The organism is Micromonospora cynarisoli (genome assembly GCF_030518815.1).
GTDB lineage: Bacteria > Actinomycetota > Actinomycetes > Mycobacteriales > Micromonosporaceae > Micromonospora > Micromonospora wenchangensis.
On record NZ_CP130426.1, the window covers coordinates 6,493,656 to 6,514,394 of the forward strand.

The following is a 20,739-nucleotide window of genomic DNA, read 5'->3' on the forward strand; positions in this document are numbered from 1 at the left end:
GGGCGCTCACCGGCCGATTCCGGAGAGCAGGTGCTCGACCCCGGCCAGCGGCGCGGTGGAGTCGACCATGACGCCGTCGCGGAGGAACACCACCCGGTCGGCCCAGCCGGCGTGCCGGGCCTCGTGGGTCACCAGCACCCCCGCCGCGCCCGCGTCGACCCGGCGGCGCAGCAGGTGCAGCACGGCCTCCCCGGTCTGCGAGTCCAGCGCCCCCGTCGGCTCGTCGGCCAGCACCAGCCGCCGCTCGCCGACCAGCGCCCGCGCGATCGCCACCCGCTGCTGCTGGCCCCCGGACATCTGGTCGGGGAAGCGGCCGCCGAGCCCGCCCAGGCCCACCTCCTCCAGCGCCGCCAGGGCCGCCCGCCGGGCCTGCCGTACGCCGACCCCGTCGAGTTCCAGCGGGAGGGCCACGTTCTCCGCGGCGGTGAGGCTGCCGAGCAGGTTCAGATCCTGGAAGACGTAGCCGATCCGGCGACGGCGCAGCCTGGCCAGCCGCCGCCCGTCGAGCGTGCCGAGCGTCTCCCCCTCGACCAGCACCTCCCCGGCGGTCGGCCGGTCCAGCCCACCGGCCAGGGTGAGCAGGGTCGACTTGCCCGAGCCGGAGGGACCCATCACGGCCACCAGTTCGCCCGGTCGTACGGCGAGGCTCACCCCGCGCAGCGCGTGCACGGCGGCCTCCCCGCCCCCGTGGGTGCGGTGCACGTCGCGCAGTTCGAGCACCGCGCCGTCGGGGCCGGTCAACGGTGTGCCTCTTCGTCGGCCCGCTCCACCACCTCCGGCGGTGACCCGCTGCGTGCGGTGGGGGCCGCCGGCCGGTGCCGGACCAGGCTGGTCTCGCAGTGGTCGAGCCAGCGGATCTCCGCCTCGGCCTGGAACATCATCGCGTCCAGCACCAGGCGCCAGGGCAGGTCCTCCGGCCGGTCACTGGTGTACTTGAGCCGGGTCAGCTCCTGCAACGTGCGCATGGTCGCGCCACGTTGGGTCTGCACCACCGCCCGCACGTCCACCCCGGGGGTGGTCAACGCCAGGGCCAGCTTGATGGACAGTTCGTCGCGGGGACGGTCGTTGCGGCTGATCGGGGTGACGAACCACAGCGCCAGGTCCGCCCGTCCGGCATCGGTGATCTCGTACGGCCGCTGCCCACCCTCGTGCTCGGGCAGCGAACGGACCAGGCCGTCGCGTTCCAGCCGGTTGAGGGTGGTGTAGACCTGACCGATGTTCAGCGGCCAGGTCGAGCCGGTCGACTCCTCGAACGCGGCCCGGAGCTGGTAGCCGTACATCTGGCCGCGCTCCAGCAGGGCGAGCAGGCCGTGACGGATGGACATGCGACGGAGTATGCATACCCCGTATGTGGACCGCAACCGCAGGGTACGGGCGGTGGGTCAGATGGGGCTGCCGGGGAACGGGACGGTCAGCGGGATGATGCCGGCGCTGCGCCGCCAGCGGGTGGCCCGTACCGCGCAGTCGGTCAGCGCGTTGAGCGCCCGGGTGCGGTCCGCGCCGGTGGTGACCGGCAGCGCCGCCCGCCAGAACGCCCCGGTGCGCTCCTCCACCTGTACCGCCAGCCGCAGCGCGGCGGCCCGGTCGGTGACCGGGAACGGCAGGGCGTAGCCGGCCTGGTCGGCCGGGACCGTCCCGCCGGCGGAGCTGAGCTGGAGCACCAGCGCGTCGCGCCGGGACCGGTGGGCCGCCTCGGCGGCGCGGGCGGCCCGCCGGTCGGCGTCGGTGAGGTGCACCCCGATCGGGCCGTAGGCGTAGATCGCGGCGTACTCGGCGGCCAACGCGTCGGCGAGCGCGTCGCCCGGCGTGGCGGGGGCGGTGGAGCGGCTCACCTCAGCGCCTCCAGGTGGGTGGCCCGGGCGGCGGCGATCGCGCCGAGCAGCGCGGCCCGGTCGGCCGGCGCGTCGGCGCACGCCTTCGCCGCGTTGTCCCGGCCGCTCTGTTCGGCCGAGCGCAGCGCGGCCAGCACGGCGGCGCGGTCACCTCCGGCGGCGGACGGGCCGGGCGAGGCCGCGGCGGAGGGTTCGGGGCGGCCGATCACCCGGCGCAGCTCGTCGGCGTGCGCGGCGTGCGCCTCGGCGATCGGGGTGAGCCGGCCGGCCAGGCCCGCGTCGGCGGCGATCGCGGCCCGGTGCCTGTCGGCCAGCGACCGCGCCTCGGCCGCGAGGGGTTCCAGCGGGTCGGGCGGCGGGGCGGGGTCGTCGCGGTCGAGGAGACCGCACCCGGTCAGCGGTACGGCGGCGACGCCGACCGCCAGGAGCGCGCCGGCCCGCAGCACGGTACGCCGGGACTGCCCCGTTCCGTCGTGGTGCGTCGTTGTTCTGCCCGTGGCCACCGGACAAGTCAACACCATGCCCGCCGTCCGCCGGGCGACCGCCGTCGGTGCGCCGCCGGGGCCGCCGTCCCGACGGCGCGTTACGCTCTGCACAGCCACCGGCGCTGCCGCCCCGGTGGCGTCCCGGCGTGCCGGTCCGACGACCGCCGCCGACCAGGAGAAGGGTGCCCAGATGACGCAGCGTGGCCGTGCCACCAGGCCGACGGCGCCGACGGGACGCCCCCGTCAGACCGGCGGCCCCCGGGGCGGCGACCGTGCCGGCGCGTCCCGGGGTGACCTGACCGCCCGTCGCGACAGGTTGCGCGCGGTGATCGAGCCGGTGGTCACCGGGGCGGGCTACGACCTGGAGGACGTCTCGGTCTCCCGGGCCGGGCGTCGGCACGTGGTCCGGGTGATCGTGGACGCCGACGGCGGGATCAACCTGGACGCGGTCGCGGTCGTCTCCCGGTCGGTCTCGGCGGCGCTCGACGCGGCCGAGGAGTCCGGCGGGGACATCGTGGCGGGGGAGTACCAGCTGGAGGTCAGCTCCCCGGGGGTGGACCGCCCGCTGACCCTGCCCCGGCACTGGCGGCGCAACGCCGGCCGGCTGGTGAAGGTGACCGTACGGGCCGGGGCGCCCGCCGTGGACCGGCAGGTCACCGGGCGGGTGGCGGCGGCCGACGACGAGCGCGTGGTGCTGGAGACCGAGTCCGGTCCGGTGGAGCACCGCTACGCCGAGCTGGGCCCCGGCCGGGTGCAGGTCGAGTTCCACCGCCTCGACGAGATCGACGAGGCGGACGAGGTCGGCGACGACACCGACGAAGATGACGACGATGATGTGGAGGACGAGGAGAGGTGAACATCGACCTCGCGGCGCTGCGCGCACTGGAGCGCGAGCGGGAGATCCCGTTCGACACGATCCTCGCGGCGATCGAGACCGCGTTGCTGACCGCCTACCGGCACACCGACGGCGCCGAGTCGCACGCCCGGGTGGAGATCGACCGCAAGAACGGGGCCGCCCTGGTCTACGCCCAGGAGCTGGACGACGACGGCAGCGTGGTGCGGGAGTGGGACGACACCCCGCACGACTTCGGCCGGATCGCGGCGATGACCGCCAAGCAGGTGATCCTCCAGCGGCTGCGGGAGGCCACCGACGAGGTGCACTTCGGCGAGTACGTCGGCCGCGACGGCGACCTGGTCACCGGCGTGGTGCAGGCGCACGAGGCGCGCAGCGAGAAGGGCATCGTCAGCGTCGACCTGGGCAAGCTGGAGGGCGTGCTGCCGCAGTCCGAGCAGGTGCCCGGCGAGCGGTACACCCACGGCGAACGGATCCGTTGCGTGGTGGTGCACGTGACCAAGGGGATGCGTGGGCCGCAGATCACCCTGTCCCGCTCGCACCCGGCGCTGGTGAAGAAGCTCTTCGCGCTGGAGGTGCCGGAGATCGCCGACGGCACCGTGGAGATCGGGGCGATCGCCCGTGAGGCAGGTCACCGTACCAAGATCGCCGTACGGTCAACCGTGCAGGGCGTGAACGCCAAGGGTGCCTGCATCGGGCCGATGGGCCAGCGGGTCCGCGCGGTGATGAGCGAGCTGCACGGCGAGAAGATCGACATCATCGACTGGTCGGACGACCCGGCGACCTTCGTCGGCAACGCGCTCTCGCCGGCCAAGGCGCTGCGGGTCGAGGTGGTCGACCTGGCCACCCGTACGGCCCGGGTGACCGTCCCCGACTTCCAGCTCTCCCTGGCGATCGGACGGGAGGGGCAGAATGCCCGGCTTGCCGCCCGGTTGACCGGTTGGCGGATCGACATCCGGTCCGACGCGGAGCAGCCGGGCACCGGCAGCCGGGGCGGTGCCGAGTCCGTCCGGGAGCCGGGCGGAGCGATCTCGGGCGGCTAGGGGTAGACTTCTTCCAGTGGTACGACGCGCGCATCCGGAGCGCACCTGTGTGGGTTGCCGGAAACGTGCGCCGGCCAGCGAACTGCTGCGGATCGTCGCGGTCGGTGACGAGGATGGTCACAGTCTCCGGCCTGATCCGAGCCGCAGTCTGCCGGGTCGGGGAGCGAACATGCACCCGGATCCGGCCTGCTTCGCGCTGGCGGTGCGGCGCCGCGCCTTCGGGCGGGCGCTGCGACTCACCGGGGTCCCTGATCACGGTGCCGTCGCGGAGCACGTCGATGCGCCAACCACTACGTCCGGTCAACCCGATCGGGCGAGGGTCGCTAGCAAGGTAGGACGACCGACATGAGCACACGATGAAGTCCCTGAAATGACCAGGCTTCAAGTGCACGAGTGAGGTCGCTGCGGGTGCTGCCCGCACGACCTCGGAGTGAGGAGTGCAGTGGCAGGTAAGGCCCGCGTACACGAGCTTGCTAAGGAGCTCGGGGTCGAAAGCAAGACAGTGCTCGCCAAGCTGAAGGAAATGGGCGAGTTCGTTAAGTCCGCGTCCAGCACCGTCGAGGCGCCCGTCGCCCGACGGCTGCGTGGCGCATTCGTCGCGTCCGCCGGTGGTTCGTCGGCGCCGTCCGCTCCGGCGGCGGCCCCGAGCCCGGCACCGACCCCGACGCCGCCCCCGACCCCGGGTGCCCCCCGGGTCTCGGCCCGACCGATGCCGCCCCGGCGGCCGGCCGCGCCGACCCCTGGACCGAAGCCCAAGGGCCCGGTCCCCGGCCCGCCGCAGCCGGTGACTCCGGTCGCCAAGCCGGCGAGCGCACACGACATCGAGGTGGCCGCCGCCGAGGCGCGTGCCGCCGCGTTGAAGGCCGAGCAGGAGGCGGCGGTCAAGGCCGCCCAGGCCGCCCGGCAGCAGCAGCGGGACAACGTCCGGCGGGAGCCGCCCACCGAGGGTGGCCCGCGTCCGGGTCCGCGTCCCGGCCCGAACGCGGTCCCGCCGCGTCCGGGCACCCCGGCCGCCGGCCGGCCCGGTGGTCCCCCGGCGGGCCCGGGTGCCCGGCCCGGTGGTCGTCCCCCGGCGCGCGGCGCCGGTAACAACCCGTTCGGCATCCAGGGTGGCCAGCAGCAGCGGCCCCCGGCGGCCGGTGGCGGCGGTCCCCGGCCGAGCCCGGCCGGCATGCCGCCGCGGCCCAGCCCGGCCTCGATGCCGCCGCGGCCCAGCCCGGCCTCGATGCCGAGCCAGCGGCCCACCACGGGTCGCCCCGGCGGCCCCGGTGGCGGTCGTGGTGGGCCCGGCGGCGGTGCCGGTCGTCCTGGTGGCGGTGGCGGTGGCTTCCGTCCCGGTGGCGGCGGTGGCGGCGGCTTCCGTGGCGGCCCTGGTGGCGGCGGTGGTGCCGGCGGCGGTGGCTACCGTGGCGGCCCCGGTGGCGGCGGTGGCGCTCCCGGCGGTGGGTTCCGTCCGGGTGCCCCGGCCGGTGGCGGTGGTCGTCCCGGTGGCGGCGGTCGTGGCCGTGGCGGCGGTGCCGCGGGTGCCTTCGGGCGTCCGGGCGGCCGGCCGACCCGTGGTCGCAAGTCCAAGAAGCAGCGCAGACAGGAGTTCGACAACCTGTCGGCCCCGACCATGAGCTCGGGCGCGCCCCGGGGTCAGGGTCAGGTCGTCCGGCTCTCCCGTGGCGCCTCGCTGTCGGACTTCGCCGACAAGATCAACGCCAACCCGGGTTCGCTGGTCCAGGAGATGTTCAACCTGGGCGAGATGGTCACCGCGACCCAGTCCTGCTCCGACGAGACCCTGCTGCTGCTCGGTGAGCACCTCGGTTTCGACGTGCAGATCGTCAGCCCCGAGGACGAGGACCGCGAGCTGCTCGCGCAGTTCAACATCGACCTCGACGCCGAGGTCGCGGAGGACCGCCTGGTCAGCCGTGCGCCGGTGGTGACCGTCATGGGTCACGTCGACCACGGTAAGACCAAGCTGCTCGACGCGATCCGCAAGGCGAACGTGGTGGCCGGCGAGGCGGGTGGCATCACCCAGCACATCGGCGCGTACCAGGTCCACGTCCCGCACGAGGGCGAGGACCGCGCGGTGACCTTCATCGACACCCCGGGCCACGAGGCGTTCACCGCCATGCGTGCCCGTGGTGCCCAGGTCACCGACATCGTGGTGCTTGTGGTGGCGGCCGACGACGGCGTCATGCCGCAGACGATCGAGGCGCTCAACCACGCCAAGGCGGCCGACGTGCCGATCGTGGTCGCGGTCAACAAGGTCGACAAGCCGGAGGCGAACCCCGACAAGGTCCGCCAGCAGCTGACCGAGTACGGCCTGGTCGCCGAGGAGTACGGCGGCGACACCATGTTCGTCAACGTGGCGGCCAAGCCGGGCATCGGTATCGACGAGCTGCTGGAGGCGGTCCTGCTGACCGCCGACGCGTCGCTGGAGCTGACCGCTCCGATCGACGGGCCGGCGCAGGGTGTGGCCATCGAGGCACACCTGGACAAGGGTCGCGGTGCGGTGGCGACGGTGCTGGTGCAGAAGGGCACCCTGCGGGCGGGCGACTCGATCGTCGCCGGTGGGGCCCACGGCCGGGTCCGCGCCATGCTCGACGAGAACGGCAACCAGGTCGCCGAGGCCGGTCCGGCCCGTCCGGTCCTGGTGCTCGGTCTGACCGCGGTGCCGGGTGCGGGTGACACCTTCCTGGCCGCCGAGGACGACCGCACGGTGCGGCAGATCGCCGAGCAGCGGCAGGCACGGCGGCGGGCGGCGTCCTTCGCCAACTCCCGTGGCCGGGCCACCCTCGAAACGCTCATGGAGCAGCTCAAGGAGGGCGAGAAGACCTCGCTCAACCTGGTGCTCAAGGGCGACGTCTCCGGTTCCGTGGAGGCCCTCGAGGACGCGCTGTTCAACCTCGACATCCCCGAGGAGGTCCAGCTCAGGATCATCCACCGGGGTGTGGGTGCGATCACCGAGAGCGACGTCATGCTCGCGAGCGCCTCGTCCGAGGCGGTCACGATCATCGGCTTCAACGTGCGGGCCGCCAACAAGGTCCGCGAGATCGCCGACCGCGAGGGCGTGGAGATCCGGTACTACACGGTCATCTACCAGGCCATCGAGGAGATCGACGCCGCGCTCAAGGGGCTGCTCAAGCCGGAGTACGAGGAGGTCGAGCTGGGCACCGCGGAGATCCGCGACGTCTTCCGCTCGTCCAAGATCGGCAACATCTCCGGTTGCATCGTCCGGTCCGGCATCATCCGCCGCAACGCCAAGGCGCGGCTGCTGCGGGACGGGGCGGTCGTGGCGGACAATCTCACGATCAGCTCGCTCAAGCGGTTCAAGGACGACGCGACGGAGGTCCGCGAAGGCTTCGAGTGTGGTCTGACTCTGGGCGGTTTCAACAACGTCCAGGTCGGCGACACCATCGAGACCTTCGAGATGCGGGAGAAGCCGCGCGCCTGATCCGAGGCTGACGACAGTGCCCAAGGGGTTTACGCCGGTCGGCGTAAACCCCTTGAGCATGTCCGGACCGGTTCCGTAACGTCCGTGGCGATGTATACCGGGACCGCACTCTTCGACCTGCTCCTGCCGGGCGACTCCCGTTCGCTCAAGGCGAAGCGCTCCTACGTCCGGCCCATCGTGGCGGCGCTGCGCCGGTTCGAGGTGTCGGCCGCCGAGGTGGGCGCGCTCGACCTGCACGGTCGGGCCGAGATCGGGGTGGCCGTGGTGGCCGCCGAGGCGTCCCACGTCCGCGACGTGCTCGACTCCTGCGAACGCCTGGTAGCCGCCCGCCCGGAGGTCGACCTCCTCTCCGTCCGCCGCCACCTCCACACCCCCGAAGACTGACCCCCCTCCCCCCTCCCCCCCCACGCGCCCCGCCGTCCCGCCCCGCCCGTTCTCGGTGATCAAGAGGTTTGCGTCAGCTTCGATCTTCAGGTTGACGCGAACCTCTTGATCACTCGACGCAAACCTCTTGATCACCGGGCCGGGGCGGGGAGTGGGATGGGGGGGTGGGAGAGGCGGGGAGCGAGGGGTGGGTGGGGCGGGGTGGGGGCGGGCGGGTGGGGGTGGCGCGCGGGTAGTGTTCGAGATGTTGGGTGGTTGGTTCCGGTGACGCCCGCGTCGCCGCTCCGGCCGCGGAAGGAACGCCCTGGAGGTGGGGGACATGACTGATCCGGCCAAGGTTCGCCGGCACGCCGAGCGGATTCGCGAACTGGTCGCCTCGGTGGTGCGGAGCCAGATCAAGGACCCCCGGCTCGGGATGATCACCATCACCGACGCCCGGATCACCGCCGACCTGCGCGACGCCACGGTCTTCTACACCGTCCTCGGTGACGCGACGGCCCAGGCCAGCACCGCCGCCGCGCTGGAGAGCGCCAAGGGCATGCTGCGCAGCACCGTCGGCAAGGCCCTCGGGCTGCGTCACTCGCCCTCCCTGACCTTCGTCCTCGACGACGTGCAGGACCAGGTCAAGCAGATCGACGACCTGCTCGCCCAGGCCCGGCACGCCGACGCCGAGGTGCAGCGGCTGGCCGCCCAGGCCAAGTACGCGGGCGACGCCCAGCCGTACCGGGTCGACGACGAGGACGACGAGGCGGACGACGACACCACCACCGACACGTCAGCGACGGACCGGCGGTGACGGCCGCCCCGGGCACGGCCGACGAACTCCGTACCGGGTCGCCGTCCGCCGGGCCCGGCGAGGACGACTGGGCTGCGGCCGTCGCGGCGGTACGTGGCCTGCCGGCCGACGCCCGGGTGCTGCTGATCTGTCACGTCAACCCGGACGGCGACGCGCTGGGCAGCATGCTCGGCTTCGGGCTGGGACTGCGCCGGCTCGGCATCCACCTGTTGCAGGCCACCTTCCCGGGGCCCCCCGAGGTGCCGGAGCCGTTCCGCTGGCTGCCGGGGCTCGACCTGCTGGTACCGGCGAGCGAGGCGTACCCGGACCCGGATCTGGTGGTCTGCTTCGACGCCGCGAGCGAGTCGCGGCTCGGTGACCTCGCCGACCGGCTCGACACCGCCGGCACCTCGGTCGTCCTCGACCACCACGCCTCGAACACCGGCTTCGGCGCGGTACGCCTGGTCGACCCGGCGGCGGCAGCGACCTCGGTCGTCGCCGAGCAGTTGCTCTCCCGGCTCGACGTGCCGCTGGACGCCGAGATCGCGACGGGCCTCTACGTCGCGCTGACCACCGACACCGGCTCGTTCCGGTTCGCGGCGACCACCCCCGAGGTGCACCGGCTCGCCGCCCGGCTGCTCGCCACCGGCCTGCACCCCGGCGACATCTCCCGCCAGGTCTTCGACACCCGGCCGTTCGGCGCGGTCCGGCTCTTCGGTGAGGTGCTGGGCCGGGCCCGGCTCGAACCGGAGGCCGCCGCCGGTCACGGCCTGGTCTGGACCGACGCCACCCTCGACGACCTGGCCCGGCACGACCAGCAGCCGTACGTGCTGGAGTCGCTGATCGATTCGGTCCGCTGCACCGCCGAGGCGGACGTCGCGTGCGTACTCAAGCAGGTGGGGCCGGTCGAGTGGGCGGTGTCGATGCGCAGCAAGGGTGCCGTCGACGTCAGCGCGGTGGCGGTGGCGTTGGGTGGCGGAGGTCACCGCTTCGCCGCAGGCTTCACCGGATCGGGCGACGCCGCGCAGGTCATCGCCCTGATCAGGGCGGAGTTGGCCGGTGCGTTGACCGGCGGCCCCGTCGATGTCGGCGGGTGTCGGCCTTCCCGCACACGCTGACCCCGGGGAGAATCGGACGATGGAGCAGCCGCACGAGATCGCCATGGACGTCTCCCGCGCCTGGGACAGGCCGGTGGTCACCGTGCCGGTTCTGGCCTGTCTCTCCCTGGTCGGCGGGCAGTTCCCGTCGTTCTCGGCGCAGGCCAACATCTGGACGCTGGGCACCGGCGGCGCGCTGATCTGGCTCGGCCTCGGCAACCGGGTGCAACGTCGGTCGGCACCGCGCCGGCTGGGTCGGGGTGCCGTGTGGTGGCTGCTCCCGGCGGCGCTGTTCGGGGTGCTCGAAGGGGCCACCTTCGTCATGGCGGTCGGTGACGAGTTCCCCACCTTCTCCCGCCTGGCCGATCCGCTGCTGGAGGACGAACTGGTCCGCTCGGCCGCCTGGTTCGCCTGGCTGGCCGCGTTCTGGGGGCTGGTACGGCGATGATGCGCACCCTCGCCATCAGCGGCTTCCTCGCATCGCTGGTGCTCTTCGCGGCAGTGGAGTGGGCCGCCCGCCGGGAAGGTTCCCGGATTCCGTCACTGGGCGACGTCTGCGCCTACGTCATGCGGTACGAGGTCGGTCCGGTGCCGGTCGGCCGGATCGGCGTGTTCGGGTTCTGGTGGTGGCTGGGCTGGCACTTCCTGGCCCGCTGATCGTCTGCACCGGCGGGCCGGTCGGGAGCGCGACGCTGACCTGTCCAGTTGTGCCACTTCGGTGAGCCACCCGACCCTGCCCGCCCCCGCACCGATACCTGGCCCGCGCGGGCCCGTGCCTGGCGCTGCCCGTCTGGCGCGTCCCGGCTCAGCCCGCCCGGCCTGGTGTTCCGTGCCTGGTCCTGCTCGCCCGGCGGGTGGCCCGCGCATGGTCCGGCCTGTTCTGCTGGGCGGTCTGGTCCGGCACGTTCGGCCCGGTGCTCGGTAGCTGGTCCGGGCCGATTCCTCCCACCCCGTGCGGGTGCCGTCTGCCCAGATCCTTCGTGCCGGGTCCGGGCCGCTGCGGTCTCCGCACCTCGTGCTGGTTCGGCCGCTCCGACCCGGTTCTGTGCCAGGGCCGGCCGGTTCGGCGGTGCCGTCTCGTGGCCGGCGTGTGGCCCGCTCGATCGGACGTGTCACCGGCACTCCGGCGGGGCCCGGGTGGTTGCGGTGTGGGCGTTCGTGCCGTGCAGGTCGGTTCGGGGTGTTCTCGGCGTGCTTGCCAGGCCCGTCCAGATGACGGGAAGAGTGGGCAGCATGTGGAAAGTAAACGTTAACTTGGGAGGGGCCGACGTCGTGACGCGACGCAGGTCGCGGGCGGTGGTGCCACACCCGGTGCCGCCTCCCTCCAGGGTCTGACCGACCCGGGCTCACGCTGCCAGGCGAGCCGCTCCGGTGATCCCGGACTGCCTTCCCGGCGCTCAGCAGGACCGCCCGTCCGGGCCACCTGTTCGGTGGTCCGCACCCTGGAAGGACACCGCCATGGCGACCAAGCCGAAGACCGAGACCAGCGACGAGGCCCGTGAGCAGATGCGCCGCGCGTTGCAGACCTCGATGGACACCCGCCAGTGAGCCTGCCGCGCCGGCGGTGACCCCGGCGCCCGGCTGAGTTCCGACCCGGCCCGGCTCCGGCGGTCGTGCTCGCTTCCCCCGGCTCGTTGTCGCTCGCCTGTACGGCTCGGCCCCCGGGCCGGGGTTCCGGCGCTGGACCGGGTCGGTCCTGGCCCAGGTGCAGCCCGCCTCGGCCGTAGTGGCTGCTCCGGATCGTCCCGGCGTCGGCCGGGTTCGGCCCGGTCCGGCACAGGCTGCGCTCAGCTTTCCCCTGCCCGTCTACCCTGGCCAGGCCCCGGCTCCGGCCGCGATCAGCGCGGCCGGGGCCCTGCCGTGTTCATCCGGCCGGGCGGTGTCCAGGGGCGCCCGCTTCGAGCCGGGTTCAACCGGCTCCGCCGTGCCGTGTCCAGAGACAGCCCGGCTTCAGCCGTGTCCGACCGGCCTGGTCAGGGTGGTGTCCCGAGGTCGCTCGGCCACGTCGTGTCCAACCTGCGGCGGCCGGGACGATACCCACGAGCCGGGCCCGCTCAGGCCGTGTCCAGAGCCGGCCCGGCGGGCCGCGCCCGGGTGTCACCCCGCCAAGCCGCGCCCCAGAGCCGCCCCGCCATGTCGTACGGGAACAGGCCGTTTGCCCGGTCCGGCGCAGCGAACCCAGCCGTAGGCAGAGCGAAAGCAGGCCACCCCGGCCCGCCTCAGCCCGGCCCGCCTCAGCCCGGCCCGCCTCAGCCCGGCCCGCCTCAGCCCGGCGTGGCCCGCCTCAGTCAGCCCGGCCGGCCTCAGTAAGGCTGGCTCGGCCCGAGTCTGCCTGACTGGCCGGCCTGCCTCGACCGCGCCGGGCGGAACCCGCCCGTTCGGGCCGGGCCGGGCTCTGCAAACCGGGCCGGGCTCTGCAAACCCGCCCCGCTGAACCCGCCCGGCCGGCCAGGCCGAAGCACCCGCCTCACCCAACTCCGCCACCGCGACCCGGCCCCTACGAACGCGTGCGTCGTCCGGCCGGTTCCGTCGATCATCGTCCGGTAAGTGATGCCAAGGCTTGCGTTCCTTACGGCAGGCATGCCAGGATCGGCGGCGATGATCCAGCCCACCGCCACCGCCACCGCCACCGCCACCGCCGCCACCGCGCTCGCCTCGCCGCGCCGGATCGCCGCGCTCGCCCTGCCCGCCCTGGTGGTGCTCGCGGCCGAACCGCTCTACGTGCTGGTCGACACCGCCGTCGTCGGGCACCTGGGCCGCGTTCCGCTGGCCGCGCTCGCCGTCGGCGGCACGGTGCTGACGCTCACCGCCTGGCTCGGCACCGTGCTGGCGTACGGCATCACGGGGCGGGCGGCCCGCCGGTTCGGTGCCGGTGACCGGGCTGCGGCGCTGGCCGAGGGCGTCCAGGCGTCCTGGCTGGCGTTCGGGGTGGGCGTACTGGTGGCGTTCGGCATGCAGTTCGGCGGTGACGCGCTGGCGCGTACCCTCGCCGGCGGTGGTGGCGAGGTGGCCGACACCGCCGGGCAGTGGCTGCGGATCGCGGCCCTCGGCGCGCCCGGCCTGCTGCTGGCCGCCGCCGGCAACGGCTGGCTGCGCGGAATCCAGGACACCCGCCGCCCACTGCTGTTCGTGCTCGGGCCGAACCTGCTCTCCGCGCTGCTCTGCCCCCTGCTGGTCTACCCCGTCGGGCTCGGGGTGACCGGCTCGGCGGTGGCCAACGCGATCGCCCAGACCGTCTCGGGTGCCCTCTTCGTGGGGGCGTTGCTGCGGGAACGGGTGGGCCTGCGGCCCCGGCCGGCCCTGATCCGCCAGCAGTTGGTGCTCAGCCGGGACCTGCTCATCCGGGGGCTCGCCTTCCAGGCCAGCTTCCTGTCCGCCACCGCCGTCGCCGCCCGGTTCGGTGCCGCCGCCGTGGGGGCCCACCAGATCGCGCTGCAACTGTGGTTCTTCACCGCGCTGCTGCTCGACGCGTTGGCGATCGCCGCGCAGGCGTTGATCGGCGCGACACTGGGCGCGGGCGACGCCGTCGGGGCGCGCGCCCTGGCCCGCCGGTTCGCGCTGCTCGGCGGGGTGTGCGGGGTGGCCTTCGCGGTGCTCATCGCCGCCGGGGCCGGCGTCGTACCGTCCCTGTTCAGCTCCGATCCCGAGGTACGCGAACAGGCGATGGTGGCGTGGCCCTGGTTCGTGGCGATGCAACCGTTCGCCGGGGTGGTGTTCGCCCTCGACGGTGTGCTCATCGGTGCCGGCGACATCCGCTACCTGCGCAACCTGACCGTGGTCGCGGCGGTCGGCGGCTTCCTGCCGGCGATCTGGCTCTCCCACGCGTTCGATCTGGGTCTGGGTGGCATCTGGGCGGGCCTCACCCTGCTCGTGGTGATCCGGCTCGTGGGCGTGCTGCTGCGGCTGCGGTCCGGCAGGTGGGCGGTGGTCGGCGCGGTGCGCTGACGGGTGTGCTGCGACGTTCTTGGGCCGCGAGCGCGGTGATCGTCGGTCAGCACTCCTCGCCGTCGCCGGCCCGCCAGCTCTCGTCGTAGACGTCGCCCGTCGGGGCCGGCGCGGTCCGACGACGCAGCGGTTCGGCCTCGGCCAGCGCCAGGAAGCCCCGCCGCATCGCCGGGCAGCTGGCGTTCTGCAGGGTGACCCGGGCCGAGTCGAGCCAGAGGCCACGCCCGGCCGGGCTGACGTCGTCCGGGTACGGCACCAGCCACACCACCTCGTCGCGCAGGGTGACCAGCTCCGCGCCCGGCCGGTACGCCTGGGGACGCCACAGGTCGAACGGGTAGGCCCAGACGAACCGGGTGGTGACCTCCAACACCCGTACCCCGTTGGCAGCGGTGGTGGACCGGTACGTCATGGTGCCCCGGCCACGCACCTTCTCGTCGCGGTCCAGCCCCGGGTCGGCGCGGTCGGCGATCCGGCTGGCGAAGCCGAGGCTGAGGTCGGAGGCAAGGTCCCGACGGACGGAGTCGCGGTTCTGCGGGGCGAGCACGGCGATGAACCCGTCCGGATCGCCGTCCAGCATCCGGGGTTCCACCCGCCCCTCGACCAGTGCCCGACGAACCCTCGCCAGCCCGTCGGTGACCTGCTCGGCGGTGAACGGCCCGGTCCGGTGGGCGGCGGGCGGCACGATGGCCGCCGCGCCCTCGGCGTACGCCTCGGCCGGGGTGGCGACGAACGGGCCGAGACTGTTGCCGCTGGCGTCGGTCGGTCGGCCGGGGGGGCGGGCGGCGACGTGCCGCCCCGACGGGGGAGCAGCGGCGCACCGTCGTGCGCCCGTTGGACGAAACGGAACCCACCCAGGGCGAGCCCACCAACCAGCACCAGCACCAGCAGGACGCCCACCGCGCCGAGCAGCGTGCCGCCGTACCGACCCCAGCGCAGCCGGAGCCGTTCCGAGCGGGTCAACTCGTGCTCCACCTCGGGTTCCCGCATCCAGGACGGAATCCGGACCGGCTCGTCCGCAGCGGCGACCGCCGCTTCGTCGGGGGATGACCGGGCAGCGGCGGGCGACACCGGATCGGCAGCTGCCGGTACGTCGGTGACCGGTGGTGGAGCTACGGGTGGGCCTGCCGGCGGCGGTGTGTCGTCGGCGGGGGGTGGATCAGCCGGTGTCGGGCCGTGGGTAACGCGGCGTTCCCCGGGTCGGATGGGAGGGGCGCATGATCCTCGCACCCGGGCCGTCCCGGCGCTGTCCCGGCCGGGGTCACGGACGAGGACCGGTCCGGGGCGGGGGGCCACGGGCTCAGAGGGTGCCGGCGCGCATCCGGGCGAACAGGTAGAGCGCGCCGCCGACCAGCAGGCTGGCCAGCGTCGCCACCAACACGAACGAGACGATCCCGGCGACCACCGGGTGACGTTCGCTGAACCGGCTGCGGTCGCGCCACCGCCAGAGCGACAGGCGTGCCCGGCGGAGCGTCGGCACGGCCTCGACCAGCTCGGACAACCGCCGGCCGGGGGTACGACGGGGCGGCTCCGGGTGACGCATCCACTCGGGGAGTTCGACCCGGGCACGGTGCTCGGGCGGGGGTGGCGTGGTCATGCTGCTCCTGACGGGTGACGGGGGGTTTCGTGCTGCGACGGCATTGTGCCGTGCGGTGGCGGGCGGGGTGGACCCGTCTGGCAGGCTTGGCGGTCGTGAACGGTGACGGTCTGATCGTGGTCGACAAGCCTGGCGGCATGACGTCGCACGACGTGGTGGCGCGCATCCGCCGGTTGGCCCGTACCCGCCGGGTCGGGCACGGCGGCACCCTCGACCCGATGGCGACCGGGGTGCTGGTGATCGGGGTCGGCCGGGCCACCCGGCTGCTGACGTACGTGATCGGGGCGGGCAAGAGCTACACCGCGACGGTCCGGCTCGGGCAGTCCACGGTCACCGACGACGCCGAGGGTGACGTGGTCGCCGCCACGCCGGCCGGTGCGCTGACCGACGCCGCGATCCGGGCCGCGTTCGTGCCGTTGACCGGTGAGATCGACCAGGTGCCCAGTGCGGTGAGTGCCATCAAGATCAACGGAGAGCGGGCGTACAAGCGGGTCCGGGACGGCGAGCAGGTCGAGCTGCCCGCCCGGCGGGTCACCGTCGCCCGGCTCGACGTGTCGGCGATCCGCCGGGACACCCCCGACGTGGTCGACGTGGACATCGACGTCGACTGCTCGTCCGGGACGTACGTCCGGGCGCTGGCCCGGGACGCGGGCCTGGCGCTCGGCGTCGGCGGGCACCTCACGGCGCTGCGGCGTACCGCTGTGGGCAGTTTCACCCTGGCCGAGTCGGCGACCCTCGCGACGCTTGAGCAGCGTGCGCCGGAGGTGGTCACCCTGCCCCTCGACACCGCCGCCGACAGGTACTTCTCCCGTCGTCAGGCCAGCGCCGACGAGGCGAGGTTGCTCTCCCACGGTGGCCCGCTGGACCCGGTGGGCATCGCCGGACCGTACGCCGTCTTCGGACCGGACGGTGGCCTGATCGCTATCGTCAGCGAGCGGGACGGCCGGGCCCGCGCGGAGATCGTGCTCGCCCCGGCCTGACCGGGCCGCCGGCCGGACGGCCGGACGGCGCGGCGGGGACGACGGGCGCGGGGACGACGGCCGGGACGACCGGCGGCGGTGGTACGGGTGTGAGCCGGCAGCGGCGGAGCAGGGAAGGAGCGGCATGCAGCGGTGGCGGGGGTACGAGGCGGCACCCGGTGACTGGGGGCGGTCGGTCGTCACCATCGGCGTCTTCGACGGCGTGCACCGGGGGCACCAGGCGACCATCGGGCACGCCGTGGCGCGCGCCCGTGAGCTGGGCGTACGGTCGGTGGTGGTGACCTTCGACCCGCACCCGGCCGAGGTGGTCCGCCCCGGCGCGCACCCGGCCGTGCTCACCGAGCCCGCCCGCAAGGCGGAGCTGATCGGGGCGCTCGGGGTCGACGTGCTGTGCGTGGTGCCGTTCACCGCCGAGCTGTCCCGGCTGCCGGCCGAGGCGTTCGTGCACGACATCCTGGTCGAACACCTGCACGCCGCGCTGGTCGTGGTGGGGGACAACTTCCGGTTCGGGCACCGGGCAGCGGGGAACGTGGCGCTGCTCGAACAGCTCGGCCGCACCCACGGCTTCGGGGTGGAGAACGCCCCGCTGGTCGTTGCCGACGGCACGGTCTTCTCCTCGACGTACATCCGGGCCCGGATCGAGGCGGGCGACGTGGCGGTGGCGGCCGCCGTGCTCGGCCGGCCGCACCGGCTCGAAGGGGTGGTGGTGTTGGGCGACCAGCGCGGCCGGGAGCTGGGTTTTCCCACCGCCAACCTGCGCTGCCCGCCGCACACGGCGGTGCCCGCCGACGGGGTGTACGCCGGCTGGCTGGTGCGTGGGGGCATCGAGCGGCTGCCGGCGGCCATCTCGATCGGCACCAACCCGACGTTCGCCGGCCGGGAGCGCCGGGTCGAGGCGCACGTGCTGGACTTCGCAGGCGACCTGTACGGCGAGCACGTCGCCCTCGACTTCGCCACCCACCTGCGCGGCCAGATCCGGTACGACGCGATCGAGCCGCTGCTGGCGCAGATGGCCGAGGACGTCGCGAAGACCCGACTGGCGGTCGCCTGACCGGCCCGGCGGGTGGGGGCGGCGGGCCGCCGACGCCCGCCGCGTGGGCCTTGACCGGGCGGTTCCGCGACGGGCTGGTAGTGTGGCGGTGACGTCGGATGACCGACGCGGGGCCTCGCGTGCCTGCACGACGCCGCGGGTGCGAGGTTCGTCCGTCTCCGGTCCACGCGGACCCGAACCACGGACACCAGTTGTCAACCCACCGAAACAGGGAGAACATGGCGCTCGACCAGGAAGCCAAGGCCAAGATCCGCTCGGAGTACGCGACCGCCGAGGGCGACACCGGTTCGCCGGAGGTGCAGGTCGCGGTCCTCACCAAGCGGATCGCGGAGCTGACCGAGCACCTGAAGGTGCACAAGCACGACCACCACAGCCGCCGTGGGCTGCTGCTGCTGGTCGGTCGGCGCCGTCGGCTGCTCAACTACGTCCAGAAGAAGGACATCAACCGCTACCGGTCGCTGATCGAGCGACTCGGCCTGCGCCGATGACGTGACGGGGGAGTGGCCACCGGGCCGCTCCCCCGTTCCGCGCACCACCAGAAGAAGAGGGCCGCGCGACCACCCGAGAGGGAGCCGGTCAGCGTACCGGTCTCCGGTAGTGGCCCCCGGGCATCCCGGCACCATGCCGGCCACCCGGGCGCTTCGATCGAAGACCGGCCGTCTGAGCAGCTCCGGTGTCGTGGGCCCACGACGCGAAGGAGTACCGCCGCACATGACCGAGACCAACCTCGGCACCGAATCCCGCACCGCCGTGATCGACAACGGGTCGTTCGGCACCCGTGAGATCACCTTCTCCACCGGCCGGCTGGCCCGCCAGGCCGCCGGCTCCGTCATCGCCCAGCTCGGCGAGACGGTCGTCCTCTCCGCTACCACCGCCGGTAAGCACCCGAAGGAGCAGTTCGACTTCTTCCCGCTGACCGTCGACGTCGAGGAGCGGATGTACGCCGCGGGCCGCATCCCCGGCTCGTTCTTCCGCCGCGAGGGCCGGCCCAGCGAGGACGCGATCCTCACCTGCCGGCTGATCGACAGGCCGCTGCGCCCGTCGTTCGTCAAGGGCCTGCGCAACGAGGTCCAGGTCGTCGAGACCGTCCTCGCGCTCGACCCGCAGCACCCGTACGACGTGGTCGCCATCAACGCGGCCTCGATGTCGACGAAGCTGTCCGGCCTGCCGTTCTCCGGCCCGATCGGGGCGACCCGGGTGGCCCACGTCGAGGGTCAGTGGGTGGCGTTCCCGACCCTGGAGGAGCTGTCCCGGGCCACCTTCGACATGGTGGTGGCCGGCCGCGCCCTCGACGACGGCGACGTCGCGATCATGATGGTCGAGGCCGAGGCGACCCCGCACGCGGTGACCCTGATCGCCGGCGGCGCGACCGCCCCGACCGAGGAGATCGTCGCCAGCGGCCTGGAGGCCGCCAAGCCGGCGATCCGCGAGCTGTGCCGCGCGCAGAGCGAGCTGGCCGAGGTGGCCGCGAAGCCGGTCACCGAGTTCCCGGTCTTCCTCGATTACCAGGACGACGTCTACCAGGCGGTGGCCGAGCTGGTCCGCGCCGAGGTGGCCGAGGCGCTCCAGATCGCCGGCAAGGCCGACCGCGAGGAGGCCCTGGACCGGGTCAAGGCCAAGGTCGCCGAGGAGCTGACCGGTCGGTTCGAGGGCCGGGAGAAGGAACTCTCCGCCGCCTTCCGTTCGCTGACCAAGTCCGAGGTCCGCAACCGGGTGCTGCGCGAGCAGGTCCGCATCGACGGCCGGGGCCCGCGCGACATCCGGCCGCTCACCGCCGAGGTCGGCGTGCTGCCCCGGGTGCACGGTTCCGCGCTGTTCGAGCGGGGCGAGACCCAGATCCTCGGCGTCACCACGCTGAACATGCTGCGCATGGAGCAGATGGTGGACACCCTCTCCCCGGAGAACCGCAAGCGCTACATGCACAACTACAACTTCCCGCCGTACTCGACCGGGGAGACCGGCCGGGTCGGCTCGCCGAAGCGGCGGGAGATCGGCCACGGCGCGCTGGCCGAGCGGGCGCTGCTGCCGGTGCTGCCGTCGCGCGAGGAGTTCCCGTACGCCATCCGGCAGGTCTCCGAGGCGCTCGGCTCCAACGGCTCGACCTCGATGGGGTCGGTCTGCGCCTCGACGCTGGCGCTGCTGTCGGCCGGTGTGCCGCTCAAGGCGCCGGTGGCCGGCATCGCGATGGGCCTGATCTCCGACGAGGTCGACGGCAAGACCCAGTACGTGACGCTGACCGACATCCTCGGTGCCGAGGACGCGTTCGGTGACATGGACTTCAAGGTCGCCGGCACGCCGGAGTTCGTCACCGCGCTCCAGCTCGACACCAAGCTCAACGGCATCCCGTCGGACGTGCTCGCCGCCGCGCTCCAGCAGGCGAACGAGGCCCGGCAGACCATCCTCGGGGTGATGCAGGCGGCGATCGAGGCCCCGGCCGAGATGTCGGACTACGCGCCCCGGGTCACCACCGTCAAGATCCCGGTGGACAAGATCGGCATGGTGATCGGCCCGAAGGGGCAGACCATCAACGCCATCCAGGACGAGACCGGCGCCGAGATCTCCATCGAGGACGACGGCACGATCTACGTCGGCGCGACCAACGGCCCGGCGGCGCAGGCCGCCGTGGACCGGATCAACGGGATCGCCAACCCGACCCTGCCCAAGGCCGGCGAGCGGTTCCTCGGCACGGTGGTCAAGACCGCCGCGTTCGGCGCGTTCATCTCGCTGCTGCCCGGCCGCGACGGCCTGCTGCACATCTCCAAGGTGGGCGACGGCAAGCGGGTCGAGCGGGTCGAGGACTTCCTCAACGTCGGCGACAAGGTCGAGGTGGAGATCGCGGACATCGACGCCCGCGGCAAGATCTACCTGGACAAGGTCCGGCCGGAGGGTGCCGAGGCACCGGCCGCCGGTGAGGCTGCCGGTGGCGACCGGCCGGCCGGCCGGGGCGGTGACCGGGGTCCGCGTGACCGCGGTGACCGGGGCGGCGACCGGGGTGGCCGGGCGCCGGAGCGCGGCGAGCGTGGCCCGGGTGGCGGCGAGGGTGGCGACGGCGGCGAGCGTCCGCGTCGGCGTACCCGGCACAGCTGAGCAGTGACCGGCCGGGTGACGACGAGGTCGTCACCCGGCCGGTGTGTTCCCTCCACCCCTCGTCGCACGGGAAGCAGGTCTGCGTGAGCCGCGCCCAGCGTTCGTCGTTCCCCCCGGGCCGGTGGCCGGCGGCGTCGCCCGTCCGGCACGCCGTCGCAGGGCAGCCCAGCC

The 20,739-nt window shown here is 73.7% G+C and carries 21 protein-coding genes; 15 read left to right on the forward strand and 6 right to left on the reverse strand.

Annotated features, from left to right (window positions below; all coding sequences use genetic code 11):
• Positions 1-6 precede the first annotated feature (6 nt).
• From Q2K16_RS28615 to Q2K16_RS28630, 4 genes are read right to left on the reverse strand one after another with little or no spacing between them, the layout of a single operon-like run.
• Positions 7-741, reverse strand: a complete 735-nt coding sequence (locus Q2K16_RS28615) for an ABC transporter ATP-binding protein (RefSeq protein ID WP_302741383.1) — start codon at positions 739-741, stop codon at positions 7-9.
• Complete coding sequence (locus Q2K16_RS28620) at positions 738-1,325, reverse strand: PadR family transcriptional regulator (RefSeq protein WP_088645558.1); 588 nt, start codon at positions 1,323-1,325, stop codon at positions 738-740. Before Q2K16_RS28620 ends, Q2K16_RS28615 begins: the two co-directional genes overlap by 4 nt.
• A gap of 57 nt (positions 1,326-1,382) precedes the next feature.
• The gene (locus tag Q2K16_RS28625; protein WP_302741384.1) at positions 1,383-1,832 is read right to left on the reverse strand and encodes a ferritin-like domain-containing protein; all 450 of its coding nucleotides are present in this window, start codon (positions 1,830-1,832) and stop codon (positions 1,383-1,385) included.
• On the reverse strand, positions 1,829-2,335 hold the full coding sequence (locus Q2K16_RS28630; protein ID WP_302741385.1) for a hypothetical protein: 507 nt from the start codon (positions 2,333-2,335) through the stop codon (positions 1,829-1,831). The genes Q2K16_RS28625 and Q2K16_RS28630 overlap by 4 nt, the downstream gene beginning before the upstream one ends.
• Positions 2,336-2,507: 172 nt before the next feature.
• On the opposite strand from Q2K16_RS28630, the gene rimP reads away from it, so the two are divergent.
• From rimP to Q2K16_RS28680, 10 genes are all read left to right on the forward strand, one after another.
• Positions 2,508-3,173, forward strand: coding sequence for a ribosome maturation factor RimP (gene rimP, locus Q2K16_RS28635; protein ID WP_302741386.1), 666 nt, complete (start codon positions 2,508-2,510; stop codon positions 3,171-3,173).
• Positions 3,170-4,213, forward strand: coding sequence for a transcription termination factor NusA (nusA, locus tag Q2K16_RS28640; RefSeq protein ID WP_302741387.1), 1,044 nt, complete (start codon positions 3,170-3,172; stop codon positions 4,211-4,213). The genes rimP and nusA overlap by 4 nt, the downstream gene beginning before the upstream one ends.
• 16 nt (positions 4,214-4,229) lie before the next feature.
• Positions 4,230-4,562: a YlxR family protein gene (locus Q2K16_RS28645; protein ID WP_088647723.1), complete on the forward strand. Its 333-nt coding sequence runs from the start codon at positions 4,230-4,232 to the stop codon at positions 4,560-4,562.
• 93 nt (positions 4,563-4,655) lie between these two features.
• Complete coding sequence (infB, locus tag Q2K16_RS28650; protein ID WP_302741389.1) at positions 4,656-7,655, forward strand: translation initiation factor IF-2; 3,000 nt, start codon at positions 4,656-4,658, stop codon at positions 7,653-7,655.
• A 90-nt stretch (positions 7,656-7,745) separates the two neighbouring features.
• Positions 7,746-8,039, forward strand: a complete 294-nt coding sequence (locus tag Q2K16_RS28655) for a DUF503 domain-containing protein (RefSeq protein WP_302741390.1) — start codon at positions 7,746-7,748, stop codon at positions 8,037-8,039.
• A gap of 319 nt (positions 8,040-8,358) precedes the next feature.
• A complete protein-coding gene (gene rbfA / locus Q2K16_RS28660) occupies positions 8,359-8,835 on the forward strand; it encodes a 30S ribosome-binding factor RbfA (RefSeq protein WP_302741391.1) in 477 nt (158 codons plus the stop codon).
• Entirely contained in the window at positions 8,832-9,932 is a 1,101-nt protein-coding gene (locus Q2K16_RS28665; protein ID WP_302741392.1) for a DHH family phosphoesterase, read from the forward strand. The genes rbfA and Q2K16_RS28665 overlap by 4 nt, the downstream gene beginning before the upstream one ends.
• Before the next feature lie 19 nt (positions 9,933-9,951).
• Positions 9,952-10,359 (forward strand): hypothetical protein, encoded by a 408-nt coding sequence (locus Q2K16_RS28670; protein WP_302741394.1) that lies wholly within the window; start codon positions 9,952-9,954, stop codon positions 10,357-10,359.
• Positions 10,359-10,568, forward strand: coding sequence for a DUF6186 family protein (locus Q2K16_RS28675; RefSeq protein ID WP_194822111.1), 210 nt, complete (start codon positions 10,359-10,361; stop codon positions 10,566-10,568). The genes Q2K16_RS28670 and Q2K16_RS28675 overlap by 1 nt, the downstream gene beginning before the upstream one ends.
• A gap of 1,941 nt (positions 10,569-12,509) precedes the next feature.
• Entirely contained in the window at positions 12,510-13,856 is a 1,347-nt protein-coding gene (locus Q2K16_RS28680; protein ID WP_302741395.1) for an MATE family efflux transporter, read from the forward strand.
• 46 nt (positions 13,857-13,902) lie between these two features.
• Here Q2K16_RS28680 and Q2K16_RS28685 read toward each other — a convergent pair whose 3' ends face one another.
• Entirely contained in the window at positions 13,903-14,538 is a 636-nt protein-coding gene (locus tag Q2K16_RS28685; RefSeq protein WP_302741396.1) for a hypothetical protein, read from the reverse strand.
• 149 nt (positions 14,539-14,687) lie between these two features.
• Here Q2K16_RS28685 and Q2K16_RS28690 point away from each other — a divergent pair, with 149 nt between their 5' ends.
• Complete coding sequence (locus Q2K16_RS28690; protein WP_302741397.1) at positions 14,688-14,903, forward strand: hypothetical protein; 216 nt, start codon at positions 14,688-14,690, stop codon at positions 14,901-14,903.
• Between the two features lie 250 nt (positions 14,904-15,153).
• Here Q2K16_RS28690 and Q2K16_RS28695 read toward each other — a convergent pair whose 3' ends face one another.
• Positions 15,154-15,450, reverse strand: a complete 297-nt coding sequence (locus Q2K16_RS28695; protein ID WP_302741399.1) for a hypothetical protein — start codon at positions 15,448-15,450, stop codon at positions 15,154-15,156.
• Between the two features lie 95 nt (positions 15,451-15,545).
• Here Q2K16_RS28695 and truB point away from each other — a divergent pair, with 95 nt between their 5' ends.
• The 4 genes from truB (at position 15,546) to Q2K16_RS28715 (ending at position 20,568) form a co-directional block, all read left to right on the forward strand.
• Positions 15,546-16,430 carry a tRNA pseudouridine(55) synthase TruB gene (gene truB / locus Q2K16_RS28700; RefSeq protein ID WP_302741401.1) on the forward strand — a complete coding sequence of 295 codons (885 nt, stop codon included), beginning with the start codon at positions 15,546-15,548 and terminating at the stop codon, positions 16,428-16,430.
• Positions 16,431-16,554: 124 nt separating this feature from the next.
• Positions 16,555-17,481 carry a bifunctional riboflavin kinase/FAD synthetase gene (locus Q2K16_RS28705; protein WP_302741402.1) on the forward strand — a complete coding sequence of 309 codons (927 nt, stop codon included), beginning with the start codon at positions 16,555-16,557 and terminating at the stop codon, positions 17,479-17,481.
• A gap of 218 nt (positions 17,482-17,699) precedes the next feature.
• Positions 17,700-17,969, forward strand: a complete 270-nt coding sequence (gene rpsO, locus Q2K16_RS28710) for a 30S ribosomal protein S15 (RefSeq protein ID WP_067302624.1) — start codon at positions 17,700-17,702, stop codon at positions 17,967-17,969.
• A gap of 223 nt (positions 17,970-18,192) precedes the next feature.
• Positions 18,193-20,568, forward strand: coding sequence for a polyribonucleotide nucleotidyltransferase (locus Q2K16_RS28715; protein WP_302741407.1), 2,376 nt, complete (start codon positions 18,193-18,195; stop codon positions 20,566-20,568).
• The last annotated feature ends 171 nt before the right edge of the window (positions 20,569-20,739 follow it).